This window comes from Salmonella sp. 32120201201600049SM (assembly GCF_017572835.1).
GTDB lineage: Bacteria > Pseudomonadota > Gammaproteobacteria > Enterobacterales > Enterobacteriaceae > Salmonella > Salmonella enterica.
In genome coordinates this window covers 25019-47488 of record NZ_JAGESA010000019.1, presented here as the reverse complement: position 1 = coordinate 47488, position 22470 = coordinate 25019, and the positions used below count along the sequence as shown (strand labels likewise).

At 53.7% G+C, this 22470-nt stretch carries 21 protein-coding genes; 4 read left to right on the top strand and 17 right to left on the bottom strand.

Features of this window, described 5'->3' with window-relative positions:
* From J4650_RS22035 to mdh, 9 genes are all read right to left on the bottom strand, one after another.
* Positions 1-613 (bottom strand): sodium ion-translocating decarboxylase subunit beta (locus tag J4650_RS22035; protein WP_047658667.1); only part of this gene is annotated, 613 nt, incomplete at its 3' end.
* Positions 614-625: 12 nt separating this feature from the next.
* Complete coding sequence (gene oadA, locus J4650_RS22030) at positions 626-2395, bottom strand: sodium-extruding oxaloacetate decarboxylase subunit alpha (RefSeq protein ID WP_039511895.1); 1770 nt, start codon at positions 2393-2395, stop codon at positions 626-628.
* A 16-nt stretch (positions 2396-2411) separates the two neighbouring features.
* Positions 2412-2654, bottom strand: coding sequence for an oxaloacetate decarboxylase subunit gamma (locus J4650_RS22025; RefSeq protein WP_000180122.1), 243 nt, complete (start codon positions 2652-2654; stop codon positions 2412-2414).
* Positions 2655-2810: 156 nt separating this feature from the next.
* Complete coding sequence (ttdB, locus tag J4650_RS22020) at positions 2811-3428, bottom strand: L(+)-tartrate dehydratase subunit beta (protein WP_000162405.1); 618 nt, start codon at positions 3426-3428, stop codon at positions 2811-2813.
* Positions 3428-4327, bottom strand: coding sequence for a L(+)-tartrate dehydratase subunit alpha (gene ttdA / locus J4650_RS22015; protein WP_000045349.1), 900 nt, complete (start codon positions 4325-4327; stop codon positions 3428-3430). Before ttdA ends, ttdB begins: the two co-directional genes overlap by 1 nt.
* Positions 4328-4359: 32 nt before the next feature.
* A complete protein-coding gene (locus tag J4650_RS22010; protein WP_023993978.1) occupies positions 4360-5628 on the bottom strand; it encodes an SLC13 family permease in 1269 nt (422 codons plus the stop codon).
* Between the two features lie 210 nt (positions 5629-5838).
* The gene (locus J4650_RS22005) at positions 5839-6504 is read right to left on the bottom strand and encodes a GntR family transcriptional regulator (protein WP_001171581.1); all 666 of its coding nucleotides are present in this window, start codon (positions 6502-6504) and stop codon (positions 5839-5841) included.
* On the bottom strand, positions 6491-7120 hold the full coding sequence (locus J4650_RS22000) for a GntR family transcriptional regulator (RefSeq protein ID WP_000723776.1): 630 nt from the start codon (positions 7118-7120) through the stop codon (positions 6491-6493). The genes J4650_RS22005 and J4650_RS22000 overlap by 14 nt, the downstream gene beginning before the upstream one ends.
* Positions 7121-7239: 119 nt before the next feature.
* Complete coding sequence (mdh, locus tag J4650_RS21995; RefSeq protein WP_000861586.1) at positions 7240-8178, bottom strand: malate dehydrogenase; 939 nt, start codon at positions 8176-8178, stop codon at positions 7240-7242.
* 414 nt (positions 8179-8592) lie between these two features.
* Between mdh and argR the strand changes: the two genes are divergently transcribed.
* From argR to yhcN-B, 3 genes are all read left to right on the top strand, one after another.
* Positions 8593-9063: a transcriptional regulator ArgR gene (argR, locus tag J4650_RS21990; protein ID WP_001257852.1), complete on the top strand. Its 471-nt coding sequence runs from the start codon at positions 8593-8595 to the stop codon at positions 9061-9063.
* A gap of 364 nt (positions 9064-9427) precedes the next feature.
* A complete protein-coding gene (gene yhcN / locus J4650_RS21985; RefSeq protein ID WP_000695695.1) occupies positions 9428-9691 on the top strand; it encodes a peroxide/acid stress response protein YhcN in 264 nt (87 codons plus the stop codon).
* A gap of 103 nt (positions 9692-9794) precedes the next feature.
* Positions 9795-10061, top strand: coding sequence for a DUF1471 family stress response protein YhcN-B (gene yhcN-B, locus J4650_RS21980; protein ID WP_000853277.1), 267 nt, complete (start codon positions 9795-9797; stop codon positions 10059-10061).
* A 59-nt stretch (positions 10062-10120) separates the two neighbouring features.
* On the opposite strand, the gene J4650_RS21975 is transcribed toward yhcN-B, so the two are convergent.
* From J4650_RS21975 to aaeX, 4 genes are all read right to left on the bottom strand, one after another.
* Entirely contained in the window at positions 10121-10393 is a 273-nt protein-coding gene (locus tag J4650_RS21975; protein WP_001103887.1) for a hypothetical protein, read from the bottom strand.
* 171 nt (positions 10394-10564) lie between these two features.
* Entirely contained in the window at positions 10565-12532 is a 1968-nt protein-coding gene (gene aaeB / locus J4650_RS21970) for a p-hydroxybenzoic acid efflux pump subunit AaeB (RefSeq protein ID WP_000510913.1), read from the bottom strand.
* 5 nt (positions 12533-12537) lie between these two features.
* On the bottom strand, positions 12538-13470 hold the full coding sequence (gene aaeA / locus J4650_RS21965) for a p-hydroxybenzoic acid efflux pump subunit AaeA (protein ID WP_000855134.1): 933 nt from the start codon (positions 13468-13470) through the stop codon (positions 12538-12540).
* A 7-nt stretch (positions 13471-13477) separates the two neighbouring features.
* Positions 13478-13681 (bottom strand): p-hydroxybenzoic acid efflux pump operon protein AaeX, encoded by a 204-nt coding sequence (aaeX, locus tag J4650_RS21960; RefSeq protein WP_000051840.1) that lies wholly within the window; start codon positions 13679-13681, stop codon positions 13478-13480.
* Positions 13682-13862: 181 nt separating this feature from the next.
* Between aaeX and aaeR the strand changes: the two genes are divergently transcribed.
* Positions 13863-14792: an HTH-type transcriptional activator AaeR gene (gene aaeR, locus J4650_RS21955; RefSeq protein WP_000440300.1), complete on the top strand. Its 930-nt coding sequence runs from the start codon at positions 13863-13865 to the stop codon at positions 14790-14792.
* 122 nt (positions 14793-14914) lie between these two features.
* Here the strand turns inward: aaeR and tldD are convergent, their stop codons facing one another.
* The 4 genes from tldD to J4650_RS21935 form a co-directional block, all read right to left on the bottom strand.
* Positions 14915-16360 carry a metalloprotease TldD gene (tldD, locus tag J4650_RS21950; RefSeq protein ID WP_000055940.1) on the bottom strand — a complete coding sequence of 482 codons (1446 nt, stop codon included), beginning with the start codon at positions 16358-16360 and terminating at the stop codon, positions 14915-14917.
* Positions 16361-16504: 144 nt separating this feature from the next.
* Entirely contained in the window at positions 16505-20305 is a 3801-nt protein-coding gene (gene yhdP / locus J4650_RS21945) for an AsmA2 domain-containing protein YhdP (protein ID WP_001253503.1), read from the bottom strand.
* A gap of 106 nt (positions 20306-20411) precedes the next feature.
* Positions 20412-21881 carry a ribonuclease G gene (rng, locus tag J4650_RS21940; RefSeq protein ID WP_000123188.1) on the bottom strand — a complete coding sequence of 490 codons (1470 nt, stop codon included), beginning with the start codon at positions 21879-21881 and terminating at the stop codon, positions 20412-20414.
* Positions 21871-22464: a nucleoside triphosphate pyrophosphatase gene (locus J4650_RS21935; RefSeq protein WP_000210307.1), complete on the bottom strand. Its 594-nt coding sequence runs from the start codon at positions 22462-22464 to the stop codon at positions 21871-21873. Before J4650_RS21935 ends, rng begins: the two co-directional genes overlap by 11 nt.
* Between the last annotated feature and the right edge of the window lie 6 nt (positions 22465-22470).

Below are 22470 nucleotides of genomic sequence, written 5' to 3'. Positions count from 1 at the left end.
GGCCGTCCGCGCCGCCGATAATGCCGATGGCCGCCGCCTGCGGCAGGGTGAAGGCAATCAGGCCGAAGTAGTTCAGCGTCAGCGCCCCCAGCACCGTGGCGAAGATGCCGAACTGCGCCGCCGCGCCCAGCAGCAGGGTGCGCGGGTTGGCCAGCAGCGGGCCGAAGTCGGTCATCGCGCCCACGCCCATAAAGATGACCAGCGGCGCGACACCGGAGCCAATCGCCACTTTGTAGAACAGCGCCAGCACCCCCGGCGTGTAGCCCATGTCCACCGCCAGGTTCTCCATCTGGCTCTGCACCGACGGCAGCGCCAGCGCTAATGCCTCTTTAATGGCGTGCACGTCCGGCGCGCAGTTAAGCTTCGCGGCAATCACCGCCAGCTGCCCGGCGTCGTGATGCGCCAGCAGGCTCTCCAGCGCGGTCAGCGCCATGCCCGCTTCCGGGATGTTGGAGAGCAGCCCGCCGAAGCCAATCGGCAGCAACAACAACGGCTCGAACTTCTTCGCAATCGCCAGCCACAGCAGCAGCAGGCTCACCAGCAGCATGATGGCCTGGCCTGCGCCAAGGTGCATCAGCCCCATGCCCTGAAGCAGGGCGTTCAGACTTTCCATTTCAGTTCTCCGTTACGCCAGCGTCATCAGGGTGTCGCCGACGGAAACCGCGTCCCCGGACTTCACCGCGATACCGCGTACCGTCCCGGCCTGCGCGGCGCGGATTTCGGTTTCCATCTTCATGGCTTCCAGAATCAGCAACACATCGCCTTCGGCCACCGTCTGGCCCTCGGTGGCAATCACCTTCCAGATGTTGCCCGCCAGCGGGGCGGTGACCGGGGTGCCGGCGCCTGCCGGGGCGGTGGCAGGAGCAGAAGAGGCAGCAGGTGCAGCCGCAGTGAGCTGGCTGATATCGCCGCCGTCGCTGACCTTCACCACAAAGGCTTTGCCTTCCACTTCCACGGTGTAGATACCGGAAGCGGCAGGCTTCTCTGCTTTTGCCACCGGCTGCGCGGCTTCCGCCTGCGGCAGTGGCTCAAACGCCGCCGGGTTATGGCGGTTTTCGAGGAATTTCAGCCCAATCTGCGGGAACAGCGCCACGGTGAGCACGTCGTCAATGGCGTTTCCCGCAAGCTGAATGCCCTTCTCCTGCGCCTGGCGCTTCACGTCCGCTTCCAGTTCAGCCAGTTCCGGCTTCAGCAGGTCCGCCGGGCGGCAGGTCACCGGAGCGCCCCCTTCCAGCACGCGGGCCTGTAACGCGGCGTTAACCGGCACCGGGGTGTGGCCGTACTCGCCTTTCAGAATGCCGGCGGTTTCTTTGGCGATGGTTTTGTAGCGTTCCCCGGTCAGGACGTTGAGCACCGCCTGGGTGCCGACAATCTGCGAGGTGGGGGTCACCAGCGGGATGAAGCCGAGGTCCTCGCGCACGCGGGGGATTTCCGCCAGCACCTGGTTCAGTTTGTCCGCCGCGTTCTGCTGCTTCAGCTGGCTTTCGAGGTTAGTGAGCATTCCGCCCGGCACCTGCGCCACCAGAATACGGCTGTCGTAGCCTTTCAGCTGGCCTTCAAAGGCGTGATATTTTTTGCGCACCTCGCGGAAGTACGCGGCGATGTTTTCCAGCTTCAGGATATCCAGCCCGGTGTCATATCCGGTTCCGGCAAGCGTGGCGACCAGCGCTTCGGTGGCCGGGTGGCCGTAGGTGGCGCTCATGGAGGAAATCGCCGTGTCCACGCCGTCAACGCCCGCCTCGATAGCCTTCAGCAGGGCCATCTCCGCCATCCCGGTGGTGGCGTGGCAGTGCAGGTGCAGGCGCACGTCATAGCGTTTTTTGATTTCGCTGACCAGCTCATACGCCGCCACTGGCGTCAGGATACCGGACATATCCTTGATGGCGATGGAATCGACGCCGGTTTCCAGCAGTTGCTCCGTTAAATCCAGCCAGGTCTGCAGGGTGTGGGCCGGGCTGGTGGTGTAGGAGAGGGTGCCCTGGGCGTGCGCCCCGTGGCTGCGTACCGCCTGCAGGGCGGCCTTCATATTGCGCGGGTCGTTCATGGCGTCGAAGACGCGGAAGACGTCCATGCCGTTTTTGACGGCGCGTTCGACGAAGCGTTCCACCACGTCATCGGCGTAGTGGCGATAGCCGAGCAGGTTCTGGCCGCGCAGCAACATCTGCAGCGGGGTTTTCGGCATGGCTTTTTTGAGCTCGCGCAGGCGAACCCACGGGTCTTCGCCGAGGAAGCGGATACAGGCGTCAAAGGTGGCGCCGCCCCAGCACTCCAGCGACCCGTAGCCCACATCATCGAGCTGAGCGGCAATCGGCAGCATATCATCAAGGCGCAGGCGGGTGGCGAACAGGGACTGGTGGGCGTCACGCAGGACGACGTCGGTAATGGCAATAGTCATGGATCCCTCCGGGAAATTAAACGTGGTGGCGGTGATGGTGAATGGCGGCGGCAATCACCGGCTTTAAGCGGGTGAAGTCGTCCACGACGGGAACGGCGCGCGGTGCGGGCGCGGCGACGGGTTCCGGGAAGAAGCGAGTAATCACGGCGGACATGCCGCGGATGGCGAAAATCAGCAGGAACAGAAACGCCAGCACGAACCCCATGCCGAGGAACATCAGGGTGAAGCCTTCACCTAATAGCAGAGCTGCATTAGTCATAAAATAGCCTTCAGGCAGGAGGCACGATAATGGGGCTATTTATGACGATGAAATAATAAGGGTGGATTTCCCTGAGCCGCCCCCGGCCAGAGCCCTTGGTTATTATTATCGTCATAACGTATTACCACCATTATCGTGCAATTTACGTAATCAGGTTTATTTGATGAAACTTACGTTCTGGCATATTTCATCAGCGACGATCTCTTTACGCTGATTAAAAATAATTTTGTTCTGTTCAAACAGATTATTCCCATGGGTATCAATAGAAACAATCAGCGGGCCAAACTCTTTAACCCGACAGACCCACAGCGTTTCCGGCATCCCCAGATCGCGCCATTGGGCATCTTCAATTTCTTCCACGCACACGGCGGCTACAACCGCACAACCGGCAGGGAATACGCAGTGCAGCGCTTTGTGTTCAGCACAGCCCTCTTCGGTACCTTTACCCATACCGCCTTTACCCACAATTAATTTCACGCCAGTCTGCGCAATAAATTCTTTTTCGAATTTCTCCATACGCATGCTGGTGGTTGGGCCAACGGAGACCATTTCAAACTTATCGTCTTCGCCTTTAATTGGGCGGACAATGGGGCCAGCGTGTAAAATAGCGCCGCCGCGAACATCTACCGGAAGTTCGCGACCACCTTCAATTAAACGGCGATGGGCTACGTCACGGCAGGTAACAATATGACCGTTGAGATAAATAATATCGCCAGCCTTAATATCCGCTAAATCTTCATCTTTAATTGGCGTAGTCAGGATTTTTTTAGTCATCAGAAATTCACTCCGCTGTGAGACGTAATGGTGTAATTCAAATCTTTATCGAAAACGATATGCCCTTTACGGTGCGACCAGCAGCCGACGTTTACCGCCACGCCGATGGTAGAAGGATGACGCGCGGTGTTTTCAATGTTCACGCCCATAACGGAGGTATTACCGGACATCCCCTGCGGCCCCAGGCCAATTTTGTTAATGCCGTCTTCCAGCATTTTTTCCAGCGAGGCTGCACGCTCATTCTCGTTATGCGAACCGATCGGACGCATCAGCGCTTTTTTCGATAGCAGTGCCGCCGTTTCAACAGAGGTCGCTACGCCCACGCCAACCAGCAGCGGCGGACACGCGTTGAGGCCGTAGCTGGTCATCACATCCAGTACAAAGCGGGTCACACCTTCATAGCCTGCACCCGGCATCAGCACCATCGCTTTCCCCGGCAGAGAACAACCACCGCCTGCCATATAGGTATAAATGCTGCACTGATCGGAATTGGGAACGATTTCCCAGAAGACCGTCGGCGTACCTTTACCCACGTTTTTACCGGTGTTGTATTCATCAAAAGTTTCTACGCTGTTGTGGCGCAGCGGAGAATCTACAGTTGCTTTGATCACCGCCTCACGCAACAACGCTTCCAGCTCGCCAATCAGCGGAAAGTTCGTCCCGCACTCCACCAGAAACTGAATGACACCGGTGTCCTGGCAGGAAGGTCGATCCAGCTCTTTCGCCAGACGCTGGTTCTCAATCATGGTAGTAAAGATGACGTCGGCCAGTTTACTGGTCTCTTTCTTATGCAAATCTTCCAGTTTTGCAGTGACATCATCAGGCAAAACTTTGCCGGTATATCCCACAAACTTGGCCATAACGTCGGTCATATGGGATATCTGTTCACTTTTACTCATAAATGCTCCTTAGTCAGAACAGCTTCCGTTAATTACGGATGAAAAGGGAAAAGGATTGGCAGCAGGATCAAGCTGACAATGGTTGAAACGATAATCAGGGGGATACCGGCCTTAGCGTAGTCGACAAATTTATAGCCACCCGCGGAGAGCACCATCATGTTGGCAGGCATACCGATAGGGGTTGCGTAGGCGCAGGAACCGCCAATGACCGTCGCCATCAGAACCGCACGCGGGTCGGCCCCCATGCCTGCGGCAATCGACAGACTTACCGGCACCAGCAGCGCGGTCGTGGCGGTATTAGACATAAAGTTGGTCATGATGACGGAGAGCGCAAAAACCGCGACCAGTAGCATGAACGGCGAGGAGTTTTGCCCCAGCATACCGATCACGCAATCCGCAACCAGTTTGCCCGCGCCGGTCATTTCCAGCGCTTTTGCCAGCGCCAGCGTACCGCCGAAGATAAAAATAGTTTGGGAATCAATGGCTTTATACGCCTGTTTTTCACTCAGCACGCCGGTCACCACCAGCACCAGCGCGCCGATACAGCCGGTAACCGCCAGACTAATACCAATCTGCTTTTCAAAAATCATGCCGAGGATCGTGACGATCAGCACAATTAACGACAGGAGTTGCTTCCAGCGCGGAACATGGCTGTAGTCATGCTGCTCGCCGATGCTGCCTACAGCGCCGCTGTTTGGGTTATTCGGCAGGAACTTATAGCCGATGGTCAGGAAATACAGGATACCGCAAACCAGCATCGGCAAACCCACTTTGGCGTATTCAAAGAAACCAAAGCCGCTGCCGATATTCTGCAATGCCGATTGCGCAATCAGGTTGCCCGGCGCGCCAATTAGCGACAGGTTACCGCCAAGCGCAGCAGCGAAAACCAGCGGCATCAGCAGGCGGGAACGGGCAAAACCAGATTTCGCCGCGACGCCGATAACAACGGGAATCAGCACCGCTGCGGTACCGGTATTGGAGAGAAAACCGGACATCACGCCGACCACCACCATGATGGTGAAAATCAGCTGTTTTTCAGTCTTTGCGAAGAGCGTAATCACGCCGCCCACTTTATTCGCCATTCCGGTTTCAAATAGCGCACCGCCGACGATAAACATCGCAACAAAGAGGATGACGTTGGTGTCGATAAAGCCAGCGAACGCCTGCTTCAGGTCCAGCACGCCGGTGAGGACTAACGCCACGCAAACCACCATGGAAGTGACCGCGAGCGGTATTTTCTCCCACACGAACATTGCTATAGCGAACACCAATAAACATAAGGTAAGGGTAATGGGTTCCATATTTATAATTATCCAATCAATGATATATGATATTGTATCCAATATTGACAGGGAGAAATTATTCCCATACAAAAACTAAGTCAAATCGTTTCTCAGGAAAGATGCAGGAGTGGGATCTACATCAAGATCGTGGTTAGATCGTTACTGGACGTGATTAATAGAATTGAAGAATTGGTTGAAGCGCCTGCGATGCTCACGCAGGCGAAAAGATCAGGCAGAAGGGTCACCAACATAGCGGGTCAGCATATTCTCCATCGAGCGAATAATGTGTTCGCGCATGCGCTGGCGTGCCAATGTTTCATCATGAAGTTCAAGAGCTTGCAGAATACTTTTATGTTCCTGAATGGAAATCACGGCATACTCTTCTTCGGTGACCTTATGGCCCATCGACAGGCCGTTCCACATATTACAGAGCAACATTTTCATTTTTTCGTTGCCAGCAACATTCCATATTTCCATATGAAATGCCTGATTCAGGTCGGAGTATTCCGCCGAGTTATTTTCCGCGAGAGCCTTTTCAGCGGCATAATGCACCTGGGCTATCCGCGAGATATCGGTGCCAGGACGAGAAGCTTTAGCCACCGCCTCACTTTCTAACAGCGCGCGAATTTCATAGTGTTCACGGATCGTTTGTTCATTGATGCCCAACACCACCGCCCCTTTATTAGGGCGCACTTTTATCAGCCCATCCGCCGCCAGAATCTGAAACGCCTCGCGCACTGGCATACTGGACACGCCGACCATTCCGGCAATGCCTTCTAACGTAATCTCCTGCCCTTCCACTAACTCCCTCGAAAGAATCGCTTTACGCAGCACTGCCGCGACCTGTTCTTTCGCTGAAAGAAGCTTAATCTTTCCTAACTTAGGCTTCTGCACTTTCCCAATCCTTCATATGTTGACGCATTATTTCTGCTAAAGAGAGGAAATAACGCTGCATAACTTGCCCAATCTCATCACGCCGCCCCTGGCGTATGACGTCAGCCAGTTCAGCGAAAAGCTGCGCCGACTCCTGATTATCTTTTTTCAGATGCAAAATAACATAAGAGACATAACCGTCCAGGAACTGCTGATACACCTTTTCCAGATAGCGGTTATTCACATAAGAAATCAGCATCGCATGACACTCCAGTTCGCAGGATTTATCTTCTGCGACAGCCAGCGCTTGCGCACGTATCAGGAGGGCATCGCCTACTTCGCTGGGTATCAGCGAAAACATTTCGGCAGCCATCGCGGCAATCACGCGAAAAATATGACTCACGCGATCGGCCTCAAGATGCGCGACCTGCATGTGCCTGTTGGGCAGTCGGATTAAAAAACCTTCCTGTTCGAGTGACTGTAGCGCTTCTCGAACCGGCATTCGTGAAAGACCAAGCTGCTCCGCAATACTTTCCTGCGCGAGTTCTTCTCCCGCTTTTATATTGCCGGAAAGAATTTCATAGCGAAGCATTTGCGTAATGTGATCGCGGGTTTGCGTTCTTTGGATCTTTTTCACGACGTTCTCGTTAATAACCGATAAGACGTGAGGAGTTTAGCAGATTTAGTACTTGATTTCGTGGCTTGTTTACAGTCAAAGAAGCCGGAGCAAAAGCCCCGGCATCGGGCAGGAACAGCTTATTTATTAATAAAATCTTCACCCAACTGAATATCTTTTTTCAGCGTATCCAGCATAGCGTCCAGCGAATGTTGCTCGAAAGCGCTCAGTGTGCCGATGGATTTACGCTCTTCTACACCGTTTTTACCCAGCAGCAGCGGCTGAGAGAAGAAACGGGCATACTGACCGTCGCCTTCCACATAGGCGCATTCCACCACGCCTTTTTCGCCCTGCAGAGCGCGAACCAGTGAAAGACCGAAACGCGCGGCAGCCTGACCCATAGAGAGGGTTGCCGATCCGCCGCCGGCTTTCGCCTCGACGACTTCAGTACCGGCGTTCTGAATACGTTTAGTCAGCTCGGCCGCTTCTTGTTCGGTAAAACTTACGCCTGGAATCTGCGACAGCAGCGGCAGAATCGTCACGCCGGAGTGTCCGCCAATCACCGGCACTTCAACTTCCGTTGGCAGCTTACCTTTCAGCTCTGCAACAAAGGTATTAGAGCGGATGATATCCAGCGTGGTAACGCCAAACAGTTTGTTTTTGTCGTATACGCCTGCTTTTTTCAGCACTTCCGCCGCAATCGCAACGGTGGTGTTCACCGGGTTGGTGATAATGCCCACGCACGCTTTCGGGCAGGTTTTAGCGATCTGCTGCACCAGGTTTTTCACGATGCCGGCGTTAACGTTAAACAGGTCGGAACGGTCCATACCCGGCTTACGCGCCACACCCGCAGAAATCAGTACTACGTCAGCGCCTTCAAGCGCCGGGGTTGCGTCTTCACCGGAGAAACCTTTGATTTTTACAGCGGTGGGGATGTGGCTCAAATCAACGGCCACACCGGGAGTCACTGGAGCGATGTCGTACAGGGAGAGTTCTGAACCTGAAGGCAGTTGGTTTTTTAAAAGTAATGCCAGCGCCTGACCGATACCACCAGCAGCGCCGAGGACTGCGACTTTCATCCTAAACTCCTTATTATATGATTAGCTAAGTGTCTATTGCTCCGCGGCGGCGACCTTAATTCACAAATTCAATGATTACAATCCTCACTCATCAAGAATGCGGAGTCGCGCAATTTTGGCTTTTATGCATTTAATTTGCGTAATCCGGATCGACTGCAACCAGAGAGCAACGTTCCTACAGGTGGTGACAATATACCCTACTATCCTCTCAAAACAACATCATTTTGATAACAATTAATTTACTTTTAATCTTATTTGCGAGGCGTGACACAGGCATGTTTCTTGATAACGAAATTTGATAAAATTCCGCTCTTTCATAACATTATTTCAGCCTTAAACAAGGCAGACTGTTTGCATAAAAATTCATCTGTATGCACAATAATGTTGTTTCTACTGCCATATTACGGGTGACTTATGCGAAGCTCGGCTAAACAAGAAGAACTAGTAAGAGCGTTTAAAGCGCTCCTCAAAGAAGAAAAATTCAGCTCACAGGGCGAAATCGTCCTCGCGTTGCAGGATCAGGGCTTTGAAAATATCAATCAGTCCAAGGTCTCGCGCATGTTGACTAAGTTCGGCGCAGTGCGTACACGTAACGCAAAAATGGAAATGGTGTACTGTCTTCCGGCTGAACTGGGCGTCCCAACAACATCCAGTCCGTTGAAAAATCTGGTGCTGGATATCGACTATAACGACGCTGTCGTGGTGATTCATACCAGCCCCGGCGCGGCACAACTCATCGCGCGCCTGCTGGATTCACTGGGGAAAGCAGAAGGTATTCTCGGCACGATTGCCGGCGACGATACTATCTTCACTACGCCTGCCAGCGGCTTTTCCGTAAGAGATCTGTACGAAGCCATTCTGGAACTTTTTGAACAAGAGCTTTAGTCCCACTTCCTCCGTCGTCGTACGGCGGAGGCACCTTTTTGTCCTCTCCCCTCGCCGCTTTCCTGTACAGCTATCATTTGGCAAATCATGCCCTTAAACATTCACCACATGAATGACAAATCAAAAAAACGCACAAAATGTCAAATTTTTTAACCGATTGATTTTCTTTTATTTTTTAAACAGCAGCGGCGAAAAACAGCAATTTTAATTCCATAACGTTATAAAAAATAAAATTTTTAATGTCTTTAAAAAGCAGAAACAATTAGCGTGGTATTAATTAATCGCGTGATTAGTGTATACTTAATTTTGTGATGAGGGTCACGAAACAAAGACCCCAGTAAAGGAATTCGACGAGGTAAAAATCATGAAAATCAAAACCACTGTTGCAACATTAAGTGTTCTGTCCGTTCTCTCTTTTGGCGCTTTCGCCGCAGAACCTATCAGCGCAGAGCAAGCGCAAAATCGTGAAGCAATCGGATCGGTTTCAGTCAGCGCTATCGGCTCATCGCCTATGGATATGAACGCCATGCTGAGCAAAAAAGCGGATGAACAAGGCGCTACGGCCTACCACATTACCGAAGCGCGTAGCGGCAGCAACTGGCACGCCACTGCCGAACTGTACAAATAAAATTCACCTGCCATCGCATATAACGTGTCATTGCTTCGCGGAGATATCGCATAAGAAAAGCCCATTAATCCGCGAGGTTGACCCTATAAAGGAATAAAAGACCATGAAAACGAAATACATTATCGCATCACTCGGCCTGGCCACTCTGCTCTCTTTCGGCGCAAATGCCGCAGTACACCAGGTCAACGCGGAACAGGCGCAGAATCTGCAACCGATGGGCACCATTTCCGTCTCGCAGATTGGCAGTACGCCAATGGATATGCGCCAGGAGATCGTCGCTAAAGCCGAAAAAGCAGGCGCTAATAGCTATCGCATCATCGAATTAAAAGAAGGTGATAACTGGCACGCCACCGCCGAGTTGTATAAGTAAACCCTCGTCGTCTAACCCGACGACTTGCCCCCGCCTGTCGGGGGCTTTTTTATGCTTTTTCAATGCCGGACATTAAATCGTAGCCGTCCCTCCAGCTCTTCTTCCGCTTCATCAAAGAGTAAAATCAGCGCCCCGTAGCGCCTGCGCAGTTTATCAGGCAGGTGAACGAACTCAATCTCTAGCGGTAGGGGTAAGATATCGCTCATTACCGCATCCCATAATGTATCAAGATCGCTTACTTTCTCACTGGCAAGACCAAACGTCTGCGTAAACTCGCGATAAAAATCGCTTTGGTTTTTAATATCATTAAAATCAAAAGTATAGACATTCATAGCCAGCCACCATCCCCGACAGACAATTGTCTGTTTTACTACTAAGCATCATTATGCAGAGGTTTCACTTCCAGAAACGCTTTTAGCCCCGGAGCACTCTTGCGCTGTTTTTGTATCTCAAATAAGTATAGTCATAAAAAAACCGACGCTTTTGGCATCGGTTCTTGTGGGTTAGCTATCGGTAAGCGCGTTCTGGTATTTATGTAACATGCCCGTCAGGCGTTTAACCGGTTCCGTCACCTGCGGCGGCGCCTCCCAGATACGTAATTTCTCCTGATAGATATCCAGCTCATCCAGCAACTGACCAAAGTAGCGTCGCCGTTTATCATCGCTTCCGGCGGAAATAACATGGTCTGCGGTACGACGAAGCTGACGGTGGAACACTGACAGATCTTCATTAACCGGTATCGGCGCGTCGCGCAGACGTTGATGAGCAATGATCATCGTTAGCGCCAGGCGAAACTTCGGCAAATCGCCAGGGAATTTATTCATCAGCAAAAAGAGTTGCTGATATAACGCAGGCAGACGGTTTTCTTTACGACGTACCACGTTGGTCGTCATTGCCGAGACCGCAGCGGAAACAAACTGATTAAGCAGCACGCGACCGGTTCGATCTTTGGATTTATCACGCACCAGCAGGATGACGATAAACGCCAGCATACAGCCGACAATTTGCCCCAACGCGCTATCGAGGAACTGGCTGAAATGGAACGTCATCGGATTATCCAACACAATAATGTTAATCGTACTGGCCAGCGCCCCCATCGACCCCAGACGCCGTTTCTGGACCTCAATGCCGATAAAGAACCCCAATACCGCCAGGCTCAAACATAACAACAGCATACTTTGCTGCGTATTGGGAATAATCACCAGGAAATAGAGCAATCCCAGCGGCAACGCCGCCAGAGTGCCATAAATAAAATCAATGCAGACCATGCGCGGATTGGGTAAACGCATCGCCAGCGAGGTCACCACGGCAATCATCACCATCGCGCCATTACCCGATGTCCAGCCGGTCCATAGCCAGAATAATGTCCCCAGAATGCAGGAAAGCGTGGTGCGCCAGAAGTTCACCATCGCATGGTGACGTTCAGCGGATTCCACTTTAACTACGGGCTCGCCTTGCAGGATCTCTTCTTCCGTCGCGCTGATTTTGGTGTTGCTGATCACGCCGCGTTTAAGCAGCAGATAGCGCGTCGCAGCGCCTACCCAACTATAAAGCGTGACGGGCGTTTCGCGCTCGCCGGTCCAGACAATAACACGCCGCATCCGTTTTAACTGCCTGTGGACGTCCTGTACCGTTTCAACCGGCGTCTCGAACAGTTCCCGGAATGTATCGGTAATCAGTTCCGGCCGCGTGTTTTGAATAAGATAAGTTTCACAGGATTGCGTAATCAGCGTGAGCGAAAGCGTATTCAACGCTTTCAGGCGGCGGTTAGCGCGTACCCAGCGCGAAGATTCCATATTCAGATTACTTCGCATCCCCTCCAGCGCCGCCGTGCGTCGCACCAGATCGCCCCAGGCGTTGTCGACTTCTTCGCTGTCGCCATGCTTAATACAAAGTTGCATTAGCTGATATTGCGCTACCAGTAAACTGTCCAGTTCGCGATCAACCTCCTGCTTTATCGATCGCGGCGAGAAAAGCAGATCCGCTAAAATAGCGCAGCCAATGCCGATGACGATTTCGCTACAGCGCTCAAGCGCAAATTGCGGCGTGAGCAGCGGCTCCGTCTGAATGGTAATCACAATGATCAGCGCAGTATAACCTGACAGTCCCCACGCATAAGAGTTTTCGATCCGTACTAAAGAGGAGATCCAGGTACAAAAACCGGCCCAGACACAGCACACCAGAATCATCAATAGCGGCGCGCGGATCATAGAGATAATAATGATAAGCGCGGCGATACAGCCAATAAACGTCCCGATAATACGCAACATTCCGCGATAACGGATAGCGCCGGAATAGGGTTCCCCGCCGGCGGCAAATGCCGGGCCTGCCGCCACGATCGCGGCGGTCAGCACCGCCCAACGCGGCGTCTCCAGTTGAAAATGGAAGCCGATAAATAATGCCAGCACAATGGCGCACGCCAGCTTTACCGCAAAACGAATGTGCTGGTTGGCAATGGAGAAAATGCCCATGACGATTAACCGAATTCGCGCAGCCGGTGCGCCAGTTTACGGAAGAAGGAGTCCTGGCTTGCGTCACGATCCTGCTTACCGGTGATCACGACGGTTGCCGTCGTACCGGCAGGCCACAAATTCCCCTGCTGCTCGTCGAGCCGGATGCGCACCGGAACACGCTGGGCCAGACGCACCCATTCGAGGTTAGAGTCTATCGTCGCCATCCCTTTCGCATCGCTGGTACTGCTGGCATTCGTTACCCCTGCCGCCACGCTATCGACGGTACCTTTTAATACCCGGTTGCTGCCAAGCGGCGTGATTTCGGCACGATATCCCGGACGCACGCCTTCCAGCTTGGTCTCTTCCATATAGGCCTGCACGTAAAAAGAGTTCTTTTTCACCAGGGCGACGGCCGTGGAACCGCGGGTAATAAATTCACCGGCATAAACATTGAGGTTAGTCACCCAGCCGTCGGCAGGCGCGCGAATGACGGTGCGTTCCAGATCGAGTTTAGCCAGATCGCGCGTCGCCTGGGCTTTAGCCAGTTGATGCAGTACAGTCTGCAAGACATTGTTCGCCTGATCGATCTCTTCCCGGGACATCGCCTGTACGCCGAGGCGATTACGGCGACCGGCTTCCTGGCGTTTTTCCTGCGCCAGGACCTGATAATAGGCTACATCAGCTTCCGCTTCCGCCAGCGCTTTTTGATAGCGTGGCTGATCGATGGTAAACAGGACCTGATCCTTTTTCACCAGTTGGTTATCATGCACGTTTACATGGGTAATCAGGCCCGCGACATCCGGGGCAATAGCGACGACATCGGCGCTAAAACGCGCGTCGCGCGTCCAGGGAGATTCGGTGTAATACACCCAGGCGCGGAAAATGGCGATAAAGGCCAGAATAACCAGTACGAGGGTAATGGCCGTACGGGAGAGTTTTCTTGTTAGTGTTTTCACTTCAACCTCAAACGAACAGGCGCGATATTAAATAAAACAGACAACAATACAGCGCGGTATTGAACAGAGCCGGATGCCAGACAAAATCATAGATACCCGTCGGCACAAGCATCCGACGCACCAGCCAAAAAATAGCCAGTGACAAAAGCAATTCGAAAAATATCGGTGGGAAGGAAAGACCAAACACCACGATAACGGGAAACAGACTCATGTTGACCTTGATTTCTGAGAGAGAGCAGGCGATAGATTGTTAAGCTACATCGCCGCAGAGAAGGGCAAGAGACGCCAGGCGAGAGCGACATAGCTCTTATTCGAATAATAGTATATTAACGTAATTGTTATGCTGTTATCTATATTATGTGATCTAAATCACTTTTAAGCCAGAGTGAATAATGGAACGATTAAAACGAATGTCGGTATTCGCCAAAGTTGTCGAGTTTGGCTCTTTTACCGCCGCAGCCAGACAGCTGCAAATGAGCGTATCGTCCATCAGCCAGACTGTGGCGAAACTGGAAGATGAGCTTCAGGTTAAATTGCTCAACCGCAGCACACGCAGCATTGGGCTCACCGAGGCTGGAAAAATCTATTATCAGGGCTGTCGGCGTATGTTGCATGAAGTGCAGGATGTTCACGAGCAGCTTTACGCTTTTAATAACACGCCTATCGGTACATTGCGTATCGGCTGTTCTTCAACCATGGCTCAAAATGTGCTGGCCGGGCTTACCGCAAAATTATTAAAAGAGTATCCCGGTCTGGCGGTCAATCTGGTGACAGGAATTCCGGCTCCGGATTTAATTGCCGACGGGCTGGACGTGGTGATCCGCGTGGGCGCGCTGCAAGACTCCAGCCTGTTTTCCCGTCGACTCGGCGCGATGCCGATGGTTGTGTGCGCCGCCAAGCCCTACCTCGCTCAGTACGGCGTCCCGGAAAAACCCGCCGATCTCAGTAGCCATTCCTGGCTGGAATATAGCGTGCGCCCGGATAATGAGTTTGAACTTATCGCGCCGGAAGGAATTTCTACCCGACTGATTCCACAGGGGCGGTTCGTCACTAACGATCCGATGACGCTGGTACGCTGGCTGACCGCCGGAACCGGAATCGCTTATGTGCCGCTGATGTGGGTGATCGATGAGATCAATCGTGGCGATCTGGAGATCCTGCTGCCTCGCTATCAGTCCGATCCCCGTCCGGTGTACGCGCTGTACACCGAAAAAGATAAGCTGCCGCTTAAAGTGCAGGTAGTGATTAACGCGTTAACTGACTATTTTGTCGATGTCGCACACCTGTTTCAGGGGATGCACGGGCGAGGGAAAGAAAAATAAAAACACCGGGTAATTGCTGAAGACGATTGTAGGCCAGATGCCACCCGAGGCTGACATTTCCTGATGGCGCTGCGCTTATCAGGCCTGGGCGGCACACACCACAGGCCTGATAAGGCGGGCAGTTATGCGGTGCCGCCAACCGTCAGGTTATCGACTTTCAGCGTCGGCTGGCCTACGCCTACCGGCAGACTTTGCCCCTCTTTACCGCAAACCCCCACCCCGTTATCCAGCTTAAGGTCATTGCCGACCATGGAGATCTGTTGCATCGTTTCAATGCCTGATCCAATCAACGTCGCGCCCTTCACCGGCGTCGTGACTTTGCCGTTTTCAATCAGATACGCTTCCGAGGTAGAGAACACAAACTTGCCGGAGGTGATATCCACCTGACCGCCGCCAAAGTTAGGCGCATAGATGCCGTACTCAACGGATTCGATAATTTCCTGCGGCGTTGACTGCCCCGCCAACATATAGGTATTCGTCATACGCGGCATCGGCAGATGCGCATAAGATTCGCGACGCCCGTTACCGGTCGGCGCAGCGCCCATCAGGCGCGCGTTCAGCTTGTCCTGCATGTATCCTTTCAGCACGCCATTTTCAATCAATACGTTGTACTGGCCTGGCGTACCTTCATCATCGATAGCAACGGAGCCACGACGGTTCATCATTGTGCCGTCATCCACTACGGTGCAAAGCGCGGAGGCAACCTGCTCGCCGATCTGACCGCTAAACACAGACGTCCCACGACGGTTGAAATCACCTTCCAGCCCGTGCCCGACCGCTTCGTGCAGCAATACGCCCGGCCACCCGGCGCCCAGAACCACCGGTAACGTCCCCGCTGGCGCAGCGACCGCGGAGAGATTAACCAGCGCCATGCGTACCGCTTCTTTCGCCCACGCGTCGGCGCGCACCTCGCCGTCGAGATCGGCAAGAAAATACTCATAACCAAAGCGACCGCCGCCGCCGCTGGCGCCGCGCTCGCGTTTACCGTCTTCTTCCACCTGCACGCTAACGGACAACCGCACCAGTGGACGGACATCCGCCGCCAGCGTCCCGTCGGTCGCCGCCACGAGGATTAATTCATATACGCCGGTCAGGCTGGCGTTAACTTCCTGCACGCGTTTATCGGCTTCTCGCGCCACTTTGTCAACGCGTCTGAGGATATCCAGCTTCTCTTCGCGGCTCATACTTTGCAGCGGATCAAGGGTGGTGTAGAGCGGCTGATGCGCTACGGCGGCGAGCGTTTTTACCTTGCCTTCGCCGTTCTCGCGTACAATGGTTCGCGCTGCCTGCGCACTCTGCTCCAGCGCCAGGAGGCTTATCTGGTCAGCATAAGCAAAACCGGTTTTTTCGCCGCTAATGGCGCGAACGCCAACGCCCTGGTCGATATTATATGAGCCATCTTTAATGATGCGGTCTTCTAAAACCCAGGATTCGTGATAGCTCGACTGAAAATAGAGGTCGCCATAATCAAGACGGCGTTCGGCCAGTTGGCCCAAAATAGCGAACAGATCCTGATGGTTCAGGCCATTCGCCGCTAGCAATTGTTCACTTACCAGGTTCAGACTCATCGTTTTTGCTACTCGTTGATTTCTGCCGGATGGCGGTTCACGCCTTATCCGGACTACGTTGTTAGATTGTACAAACCGGATAAACGCAGCGCCGTCCGGCATGACTATTTACTGAGAGTGGGGCAATTCCTCGCCCCCGTCAAATCATTGCTGGCTTTCTTTTCTCGGTTGGCGCAGAACTTCGTTGATCTGCGGCGCATCGACCGGACCGGTAATGCGATAACGCAGAATGGAGACCTTGCTCCATAGCGGCCCCAACACTTTACTGGCGGCAAATACCGCCGCGCCGACAATCGGGTTAACGGCAAACGCGGCAGCGACGCCCACGGTGGCGGAAATTTCCGGCGCGACAACGGCCTCCATATCAAGACGACGACGCACCAGATCAACAGAACCTTTCATTGCAATATCCGCTTCCAGCCCATCCACCAGCGTATCGTCAGTATGCAGGACGCCATCTTTAATCCACGCGGTACTATGAATAGAGTCGAAATAGAAGCCCTCGCTAAAGGTATCTCTGAAGTCAAACCGCAGCTTACGCAGCAACGCATCAAAACTGAGCAGCCGCAGTAACTGTCCGGCATGACCGCTACTGAGATCAGTAAACTCGCCTTTGCCCAGACGCGTACGTAAAATCCCGTTGAGCGTGGCTTCCTCAGGTTGCCAGGGCGGGTTTCGCCAGTGCAGATCGTAATCTACGTTAAAAGACGCGTTCTGGATTGGCGTCGAGATGCCGAAGAACCCGGCAGCCGTGTCGAGGTTACTACCATGCAGACTACCTTTCAGCGAGGTTCGTTCATTACCCGGCGCATTCACCCACTCGCCGTTCGCTTTCAAACGGGCGAATCCGGTATCGATCAGGCCATTCGCCAGAGTCAGCGTATTGCCTTTGATGGCGAAATCGCCATCAATACGCCCATATTTTTGCCCCCATAGCCAGCACTCTTCGCAGCGAAGCTGTAAGTCCGGCCAGCCGCGGAAGCTAATCGTGTTCGCCGAAGCCAACGGCGATGTCGGCGTTGGTGACGAGGCGTGCGTTTTTGCGACACCAGGGTTGTAATACAGGTACTTAATGTTCGCCAGCCACGGCGCATGGTTGCGCATGAGCAGCGTGGCGTTCACCTCACGGCCCTGCGCTTCAATTTTTGTTCCGTTCAGCGAGGGGGCTGAAACGACGCTCAAATTGTTCCACTGCTGGCCGCCCAGCGATAGCGCGGGAGTACGCAACGTGACGCGTTGAGGAAACTCGGCCGAACTGCTCACGTTATCCGCCGCGCCTTTCTGGAATAACGCCAGCCACTGCGCGCCATCCAGCGCCGGCAGATTGAGCTCAACGCCTTGTTGAGCAGGTAATGGCGGAATCGTCCGGCTGTCCGTCGTCCAGATAGCCCGATCCAACGTCAGCTTCTGATTTAATAACCAGCGGCTGTTAAAGTGATTTTTACTCCCTGCGCTCCCCGTTAGCGCAAAACTTTTCAGGTTGCCGTCAGCCTGAATGTTCACCGGAATGGCTTCGCCTGCGGGTTTATTTAGCGGAGAAGGTAAGTGACTGCTCACATTTCTTAGATCGCCGTTCAGCTCGATGTGATAAGTGGTGTCAGCGTGATACGGAAGATCGATGCCGACTTTACCATTCCACGTCACGCTGCCGCTCAGGGCGTCATTCAGTTGCGGCGGTAAGACGCCCATACGCGTTGGCTGCCAGTTACCGTTCAGGTTGACGGCGACCTGATAGGCTTTTGCCCCTTCCGTCGTACTGAAATCCAGGTTAAGCGGCTGATTAAACCAGTTTGCCGTCAGCGGCCCGCTTTTTAGCGCGCCATTCACAAAGCTGAATTTACCGTTCAGATTTTTGAGCGTGCTGTTTAGCGGCTTAATAAACAGGCTGTTGTTACGCAACGAGACATCGCCCTCAGCGGTAACCTGTTCGCCATCCAGCGGAATATCAAGATGTAAGCGAGCATTCACATCGCCATCTAACTGGAGCTCCGCCAGCGTCGAGCCAAGCGAATCTTTTAGCGGCGTCTCGTCAAAATAAGGCCCAACGGCTTTTCCCGGCCCGTTAATATCGGCATCAATGAGCAGTTTCTCTTTGGAATAATCCGGAATCGCCGCCGCGAGTTTACTGGCCTTCACCCCGCCCAAATCGACGCTATCCGAACGCATCCACAGGCCGTCGTTCAGGAAATCCAGTTCAATGTTGAGATTTTTTAGCGCCGGCCAGTCGGGTTGAAAAGCAAACGTCGCATTGCGTAGCGGCACCAGCACTTCGAACTGACCTTCGTTATGCTTATAGGGAAAGAGGTGCGGGTTACCACCGTAAACCAACGTGGCGTTATCCGCCTCGCCGCCCTGAATCGCGCCGCTAAGGTAATCGACCAGCGCTTTGCCCATCAGGTTTTCCGGAAAATAGCGCCACGCCTGAGATCCATCGTCGGTACTGATTCCGGCCAGAATACCCAGCCACGGTTCGTCGCCCGTCGGTTGCAGATAGCGGAACCCGCCGCGCGCATGTACCGCCTTTGCTTTGACGTCAATGTCGCGGCCATCAAGCTGAAAGCCGTTCTCATTCTTCAACCAACTAAGCGTCGCGACGCCGTTTTCAATTTCCAGCGGCGCGCGAAAAACGGTTTCATAGGGCATCTTAGCCTGCTGCATCGCAACCTTCATCTGCCCGTCTTCTACGCTTCCCGCCAGCGTACCGGAAAAATGTTCCGCGCCGGGCAACAGCTTCCACTGTTTCCAGGCAAGATTTTCCCACGATGCCTGAAAACGCGTTTTTTCGGTCGCCTGTAGCGGAATATCCAGCGCCAGTGTGGCGATCTTTCCGCTCGGCTGCGTAGCCTGCCATATTTCGCCCAGCACAGGCGACAGTTTAGCCGCCAGCGGACGTAATGCTTCCAGCCCCGCCAGTTCAAGATTACTGGCGCGAATGCGTAGTTCATCGCTACGTGTGTGATTCTCGCCGCCGACGTCCTGCTGCGGGAGCCAGGCCACGGTTAAGGCTCCGCTCGGCCAGGGTTTACCATCAAGCGTAATCCGTGTGTCCGGAATATAAAACTGCCAGCCCGGCTGCTCGCGGCTAATCTGCGCCGTCAGGTTATCGACAGACAGCGTGTGCGTCGTGTTATCGCCCAGCCAGCTTGCGCCGCCCTGTTTCAGCCAGACGTCCCCTCCGGCGATTTCGCCTTTACTGAGCGTCATCCAGCCTTCCAGACTGAAACGCGCCGTCTGGAGCGCCACATTATCCTGCATCCATTTGCCCAGCCACGGCTTGACGTCAATATCGTCGGCCTGTAACCAGACTCTGCCGTTATTTAGCAAACCGTCGTCATCGCGTAAATCCATCCGCACCTGCATCACGCCGTGCTGGCCGGTCAGGCTGGAGAGGCTGACTTCGCCTTCGGCGCGGTGCCGCTCTTTGCCGTTTAGCCAGGTAAGCTGTGGGATCGCCAGCTCCGCGCGTTGTCCGGAAAGCGTCAGAAAACTGATTTGGCTATCGCGCAGATCGAAATGATCGAACTGACGCAGGAAAAGATCGCTTAAACGGCTGGTTTCGATGCCTTCGCCGTCGCTGCTTTGAAGAGGCGTGTTGGTGCGGAAATTGAGTTGCCAGAAGGTCAGGTCGCGAAACTGCCAGCGCATATGCAACAGGCTTTGCCAGACGTCCAGCGCCAGCGTAACGCGTTTTATCGACAGTTCGCCGCCATCTTTCAGGGCGGCATGAATATTATGCGCTTCCAGCGTAGGGCCAAAATTTTGCCAGCTTGCGGAGAGTTGGCTGGCGGCCACCGGCACGCCGGTCACAGACTCAATTTTATTCAGGATAGCCGGACGCCAGGCGTCAAGATGAGGCAACGCCAGGCGCAGCCCGCTAACCAGCAGCGCTGCAATGACGATGAGCGCGGCTCCAGTGAGCAATAAAATCCCCGGCAATCGCCTCACGCGTCTCTCCTTGTCTGCCAAAAAATACGACTCACAACCTTGCTTTGCCGGACGGCGGCGTGAACGCCTTATCCGGCCTGCAAATGCTCGTACGGGTCGCGGTCTTTTACATCATTACGACGTCAAACTGCTCCTGGTTATAAAGCGGTTCGACCTGAACTTTAACCTGTTTGCCGACAAAGATTTCGACTTCCGCCAGCGCGTGTGATTCTTCGCCTTTCAGCGCTTCCGCCACCGCAGGAGAAGCATAAACCAGGAAGCGATCGGAGTCATAAGCGTGATGAACACGTACAATTTCACGCATGATCTCATAGCAGACGGTTTCCACCGTTTTTACCGTCCCGCGGCCATGACAGGTTGGACACTCGTTACAAAGCACATGTTCCACGCTTTCACGGGTCCGTTTACGGGTCATTTCCACCAGTCCCAGCGGCGAAAAACCGTTAATACTGGTTTTCACGCGATCCTTACTTAACGCCTGTTCCAGCGAATGCAGCACCCGACGGCGATGATCTTCATTATTCATGTCGATAAAATCGATAATGATAATGCCGCCCAGATTACGCAGGCGTAGCTGGCGGGCAATGGCCTGCGTCGCTTCAATATTGGTATTAAAAATGGTGTCGTCGAGATTACGGTGTCCGACAAACGCGCCGGTATTGATATCTACCGTCGTCATCGCTTCGGTTTGGTCGATAATCAGATAACCGCCGGACTTGAGTTCAACCTTACGCTCCAGCGCGCGCTGGATCTCATTTTCCACGTCATAAAGATCGAAGATCGGCTGATGGCCACTGTAATGCTCCAGCTTACTGGTCATTTCCGGGATGTATTCTGCGGTAAACTCCAGCAGCGACTCATAGGTCAGACGTGAGTCGACGCGAATTCGGTCCAACTGCGCATCGGCGAAATCGCGCAGCACGCGCTGCGCCAGCGCCAGTTCGCCATACATCTGGTAGCGCGTTTGCGGACGCTTTTTGCGCTCCATGACTTTCGTCCAGACGCGCTTGAGATAGGCGGCGTCAGACGCGAGATCCTCTTCACACACGCCTTCCGCCGCGGTGCGGATAATAAACCCGCCCTGTTCGTCGCAGTATTCCGCCACCACCTTTTTCAGGCGCTCGCGTTCACTTTCGCTTTCGATACGCTGGGAAACGCCAACGTGTGACGCGCCGGGCATAAAAACAAGGTAACGGGAGGGCAACGTGATGTCCGTGGTCAAACGCGCGCCTTTCGTGCCGAGCGGATCTTTCACTACCTGCACCATCAGATCCTGTCCCTGACGCACCAGTTCGGAGATATCGCGCACGGTAAACTGTTTTTGCTCGTCGCCCGCCACGCATTCGGTATGCGGCATAATGTCGGAAGCGTGAAGAAATGCGGCTTTATCCAGCCCAATATCTACAAAAGCCGCCTGCATACCTGGAAGTACACGACTTACACGACCTTTGTAGATATTGCCTACGATTCCGCGTCGCGCTTCGCGCTCAATATGGATTTCCTGAAGAATACCGCCATCAATGTACGCCACGCGCGTTTCCGATGGCGTTACGTTTACCAACAATTCAGCCGTCATGTTTATCCCTTTTATCACGCAGTGCGTTAAAATGACTCAACAACTCATACGTTTCAACCAGCGGTAAGCCGACCACGGCGTGGTAGCTGCCATTTATCTTCCTGACAAAACAGCCACCCTGCCCCTGAATACCGTATGCACCTGCTTTATCTAAAGGCTCGCCGCTGGCGACATAGCCAGTAATATCCTGCGCAGAAAGCGTGCGGAAAGTCACCTCCGTTACCACCACACAATCCAGCGTCTGCTGCGAGTCCGCAAGCGCAACAGCAGTCATCACCTGATGCGTATTTCCGGAAAGCAAACGCAGCATTTCTGCGGCATGAGCGGCGTCGCGCGGCTTTTCCAGCACCTCGCCGTTTAACACGACTATCGTATCCGCGCCCAACACCGGCAGATCACGGGGAACCAGCGCCACGCCAGCCTGCGCCTTTTCGCGCGCCAGCCGAACAACATACTGCTGCGCGCTTTCCTGAGCACGCCGTTGCTCTTCAATACCAGGCACGACCTGCTCGAATGAAAATCCAAGTTGAGTCAATAATTCCTGGCGACGCGGGGAACCGGAAGCAAGATACAGAGTTGTCATATCGAC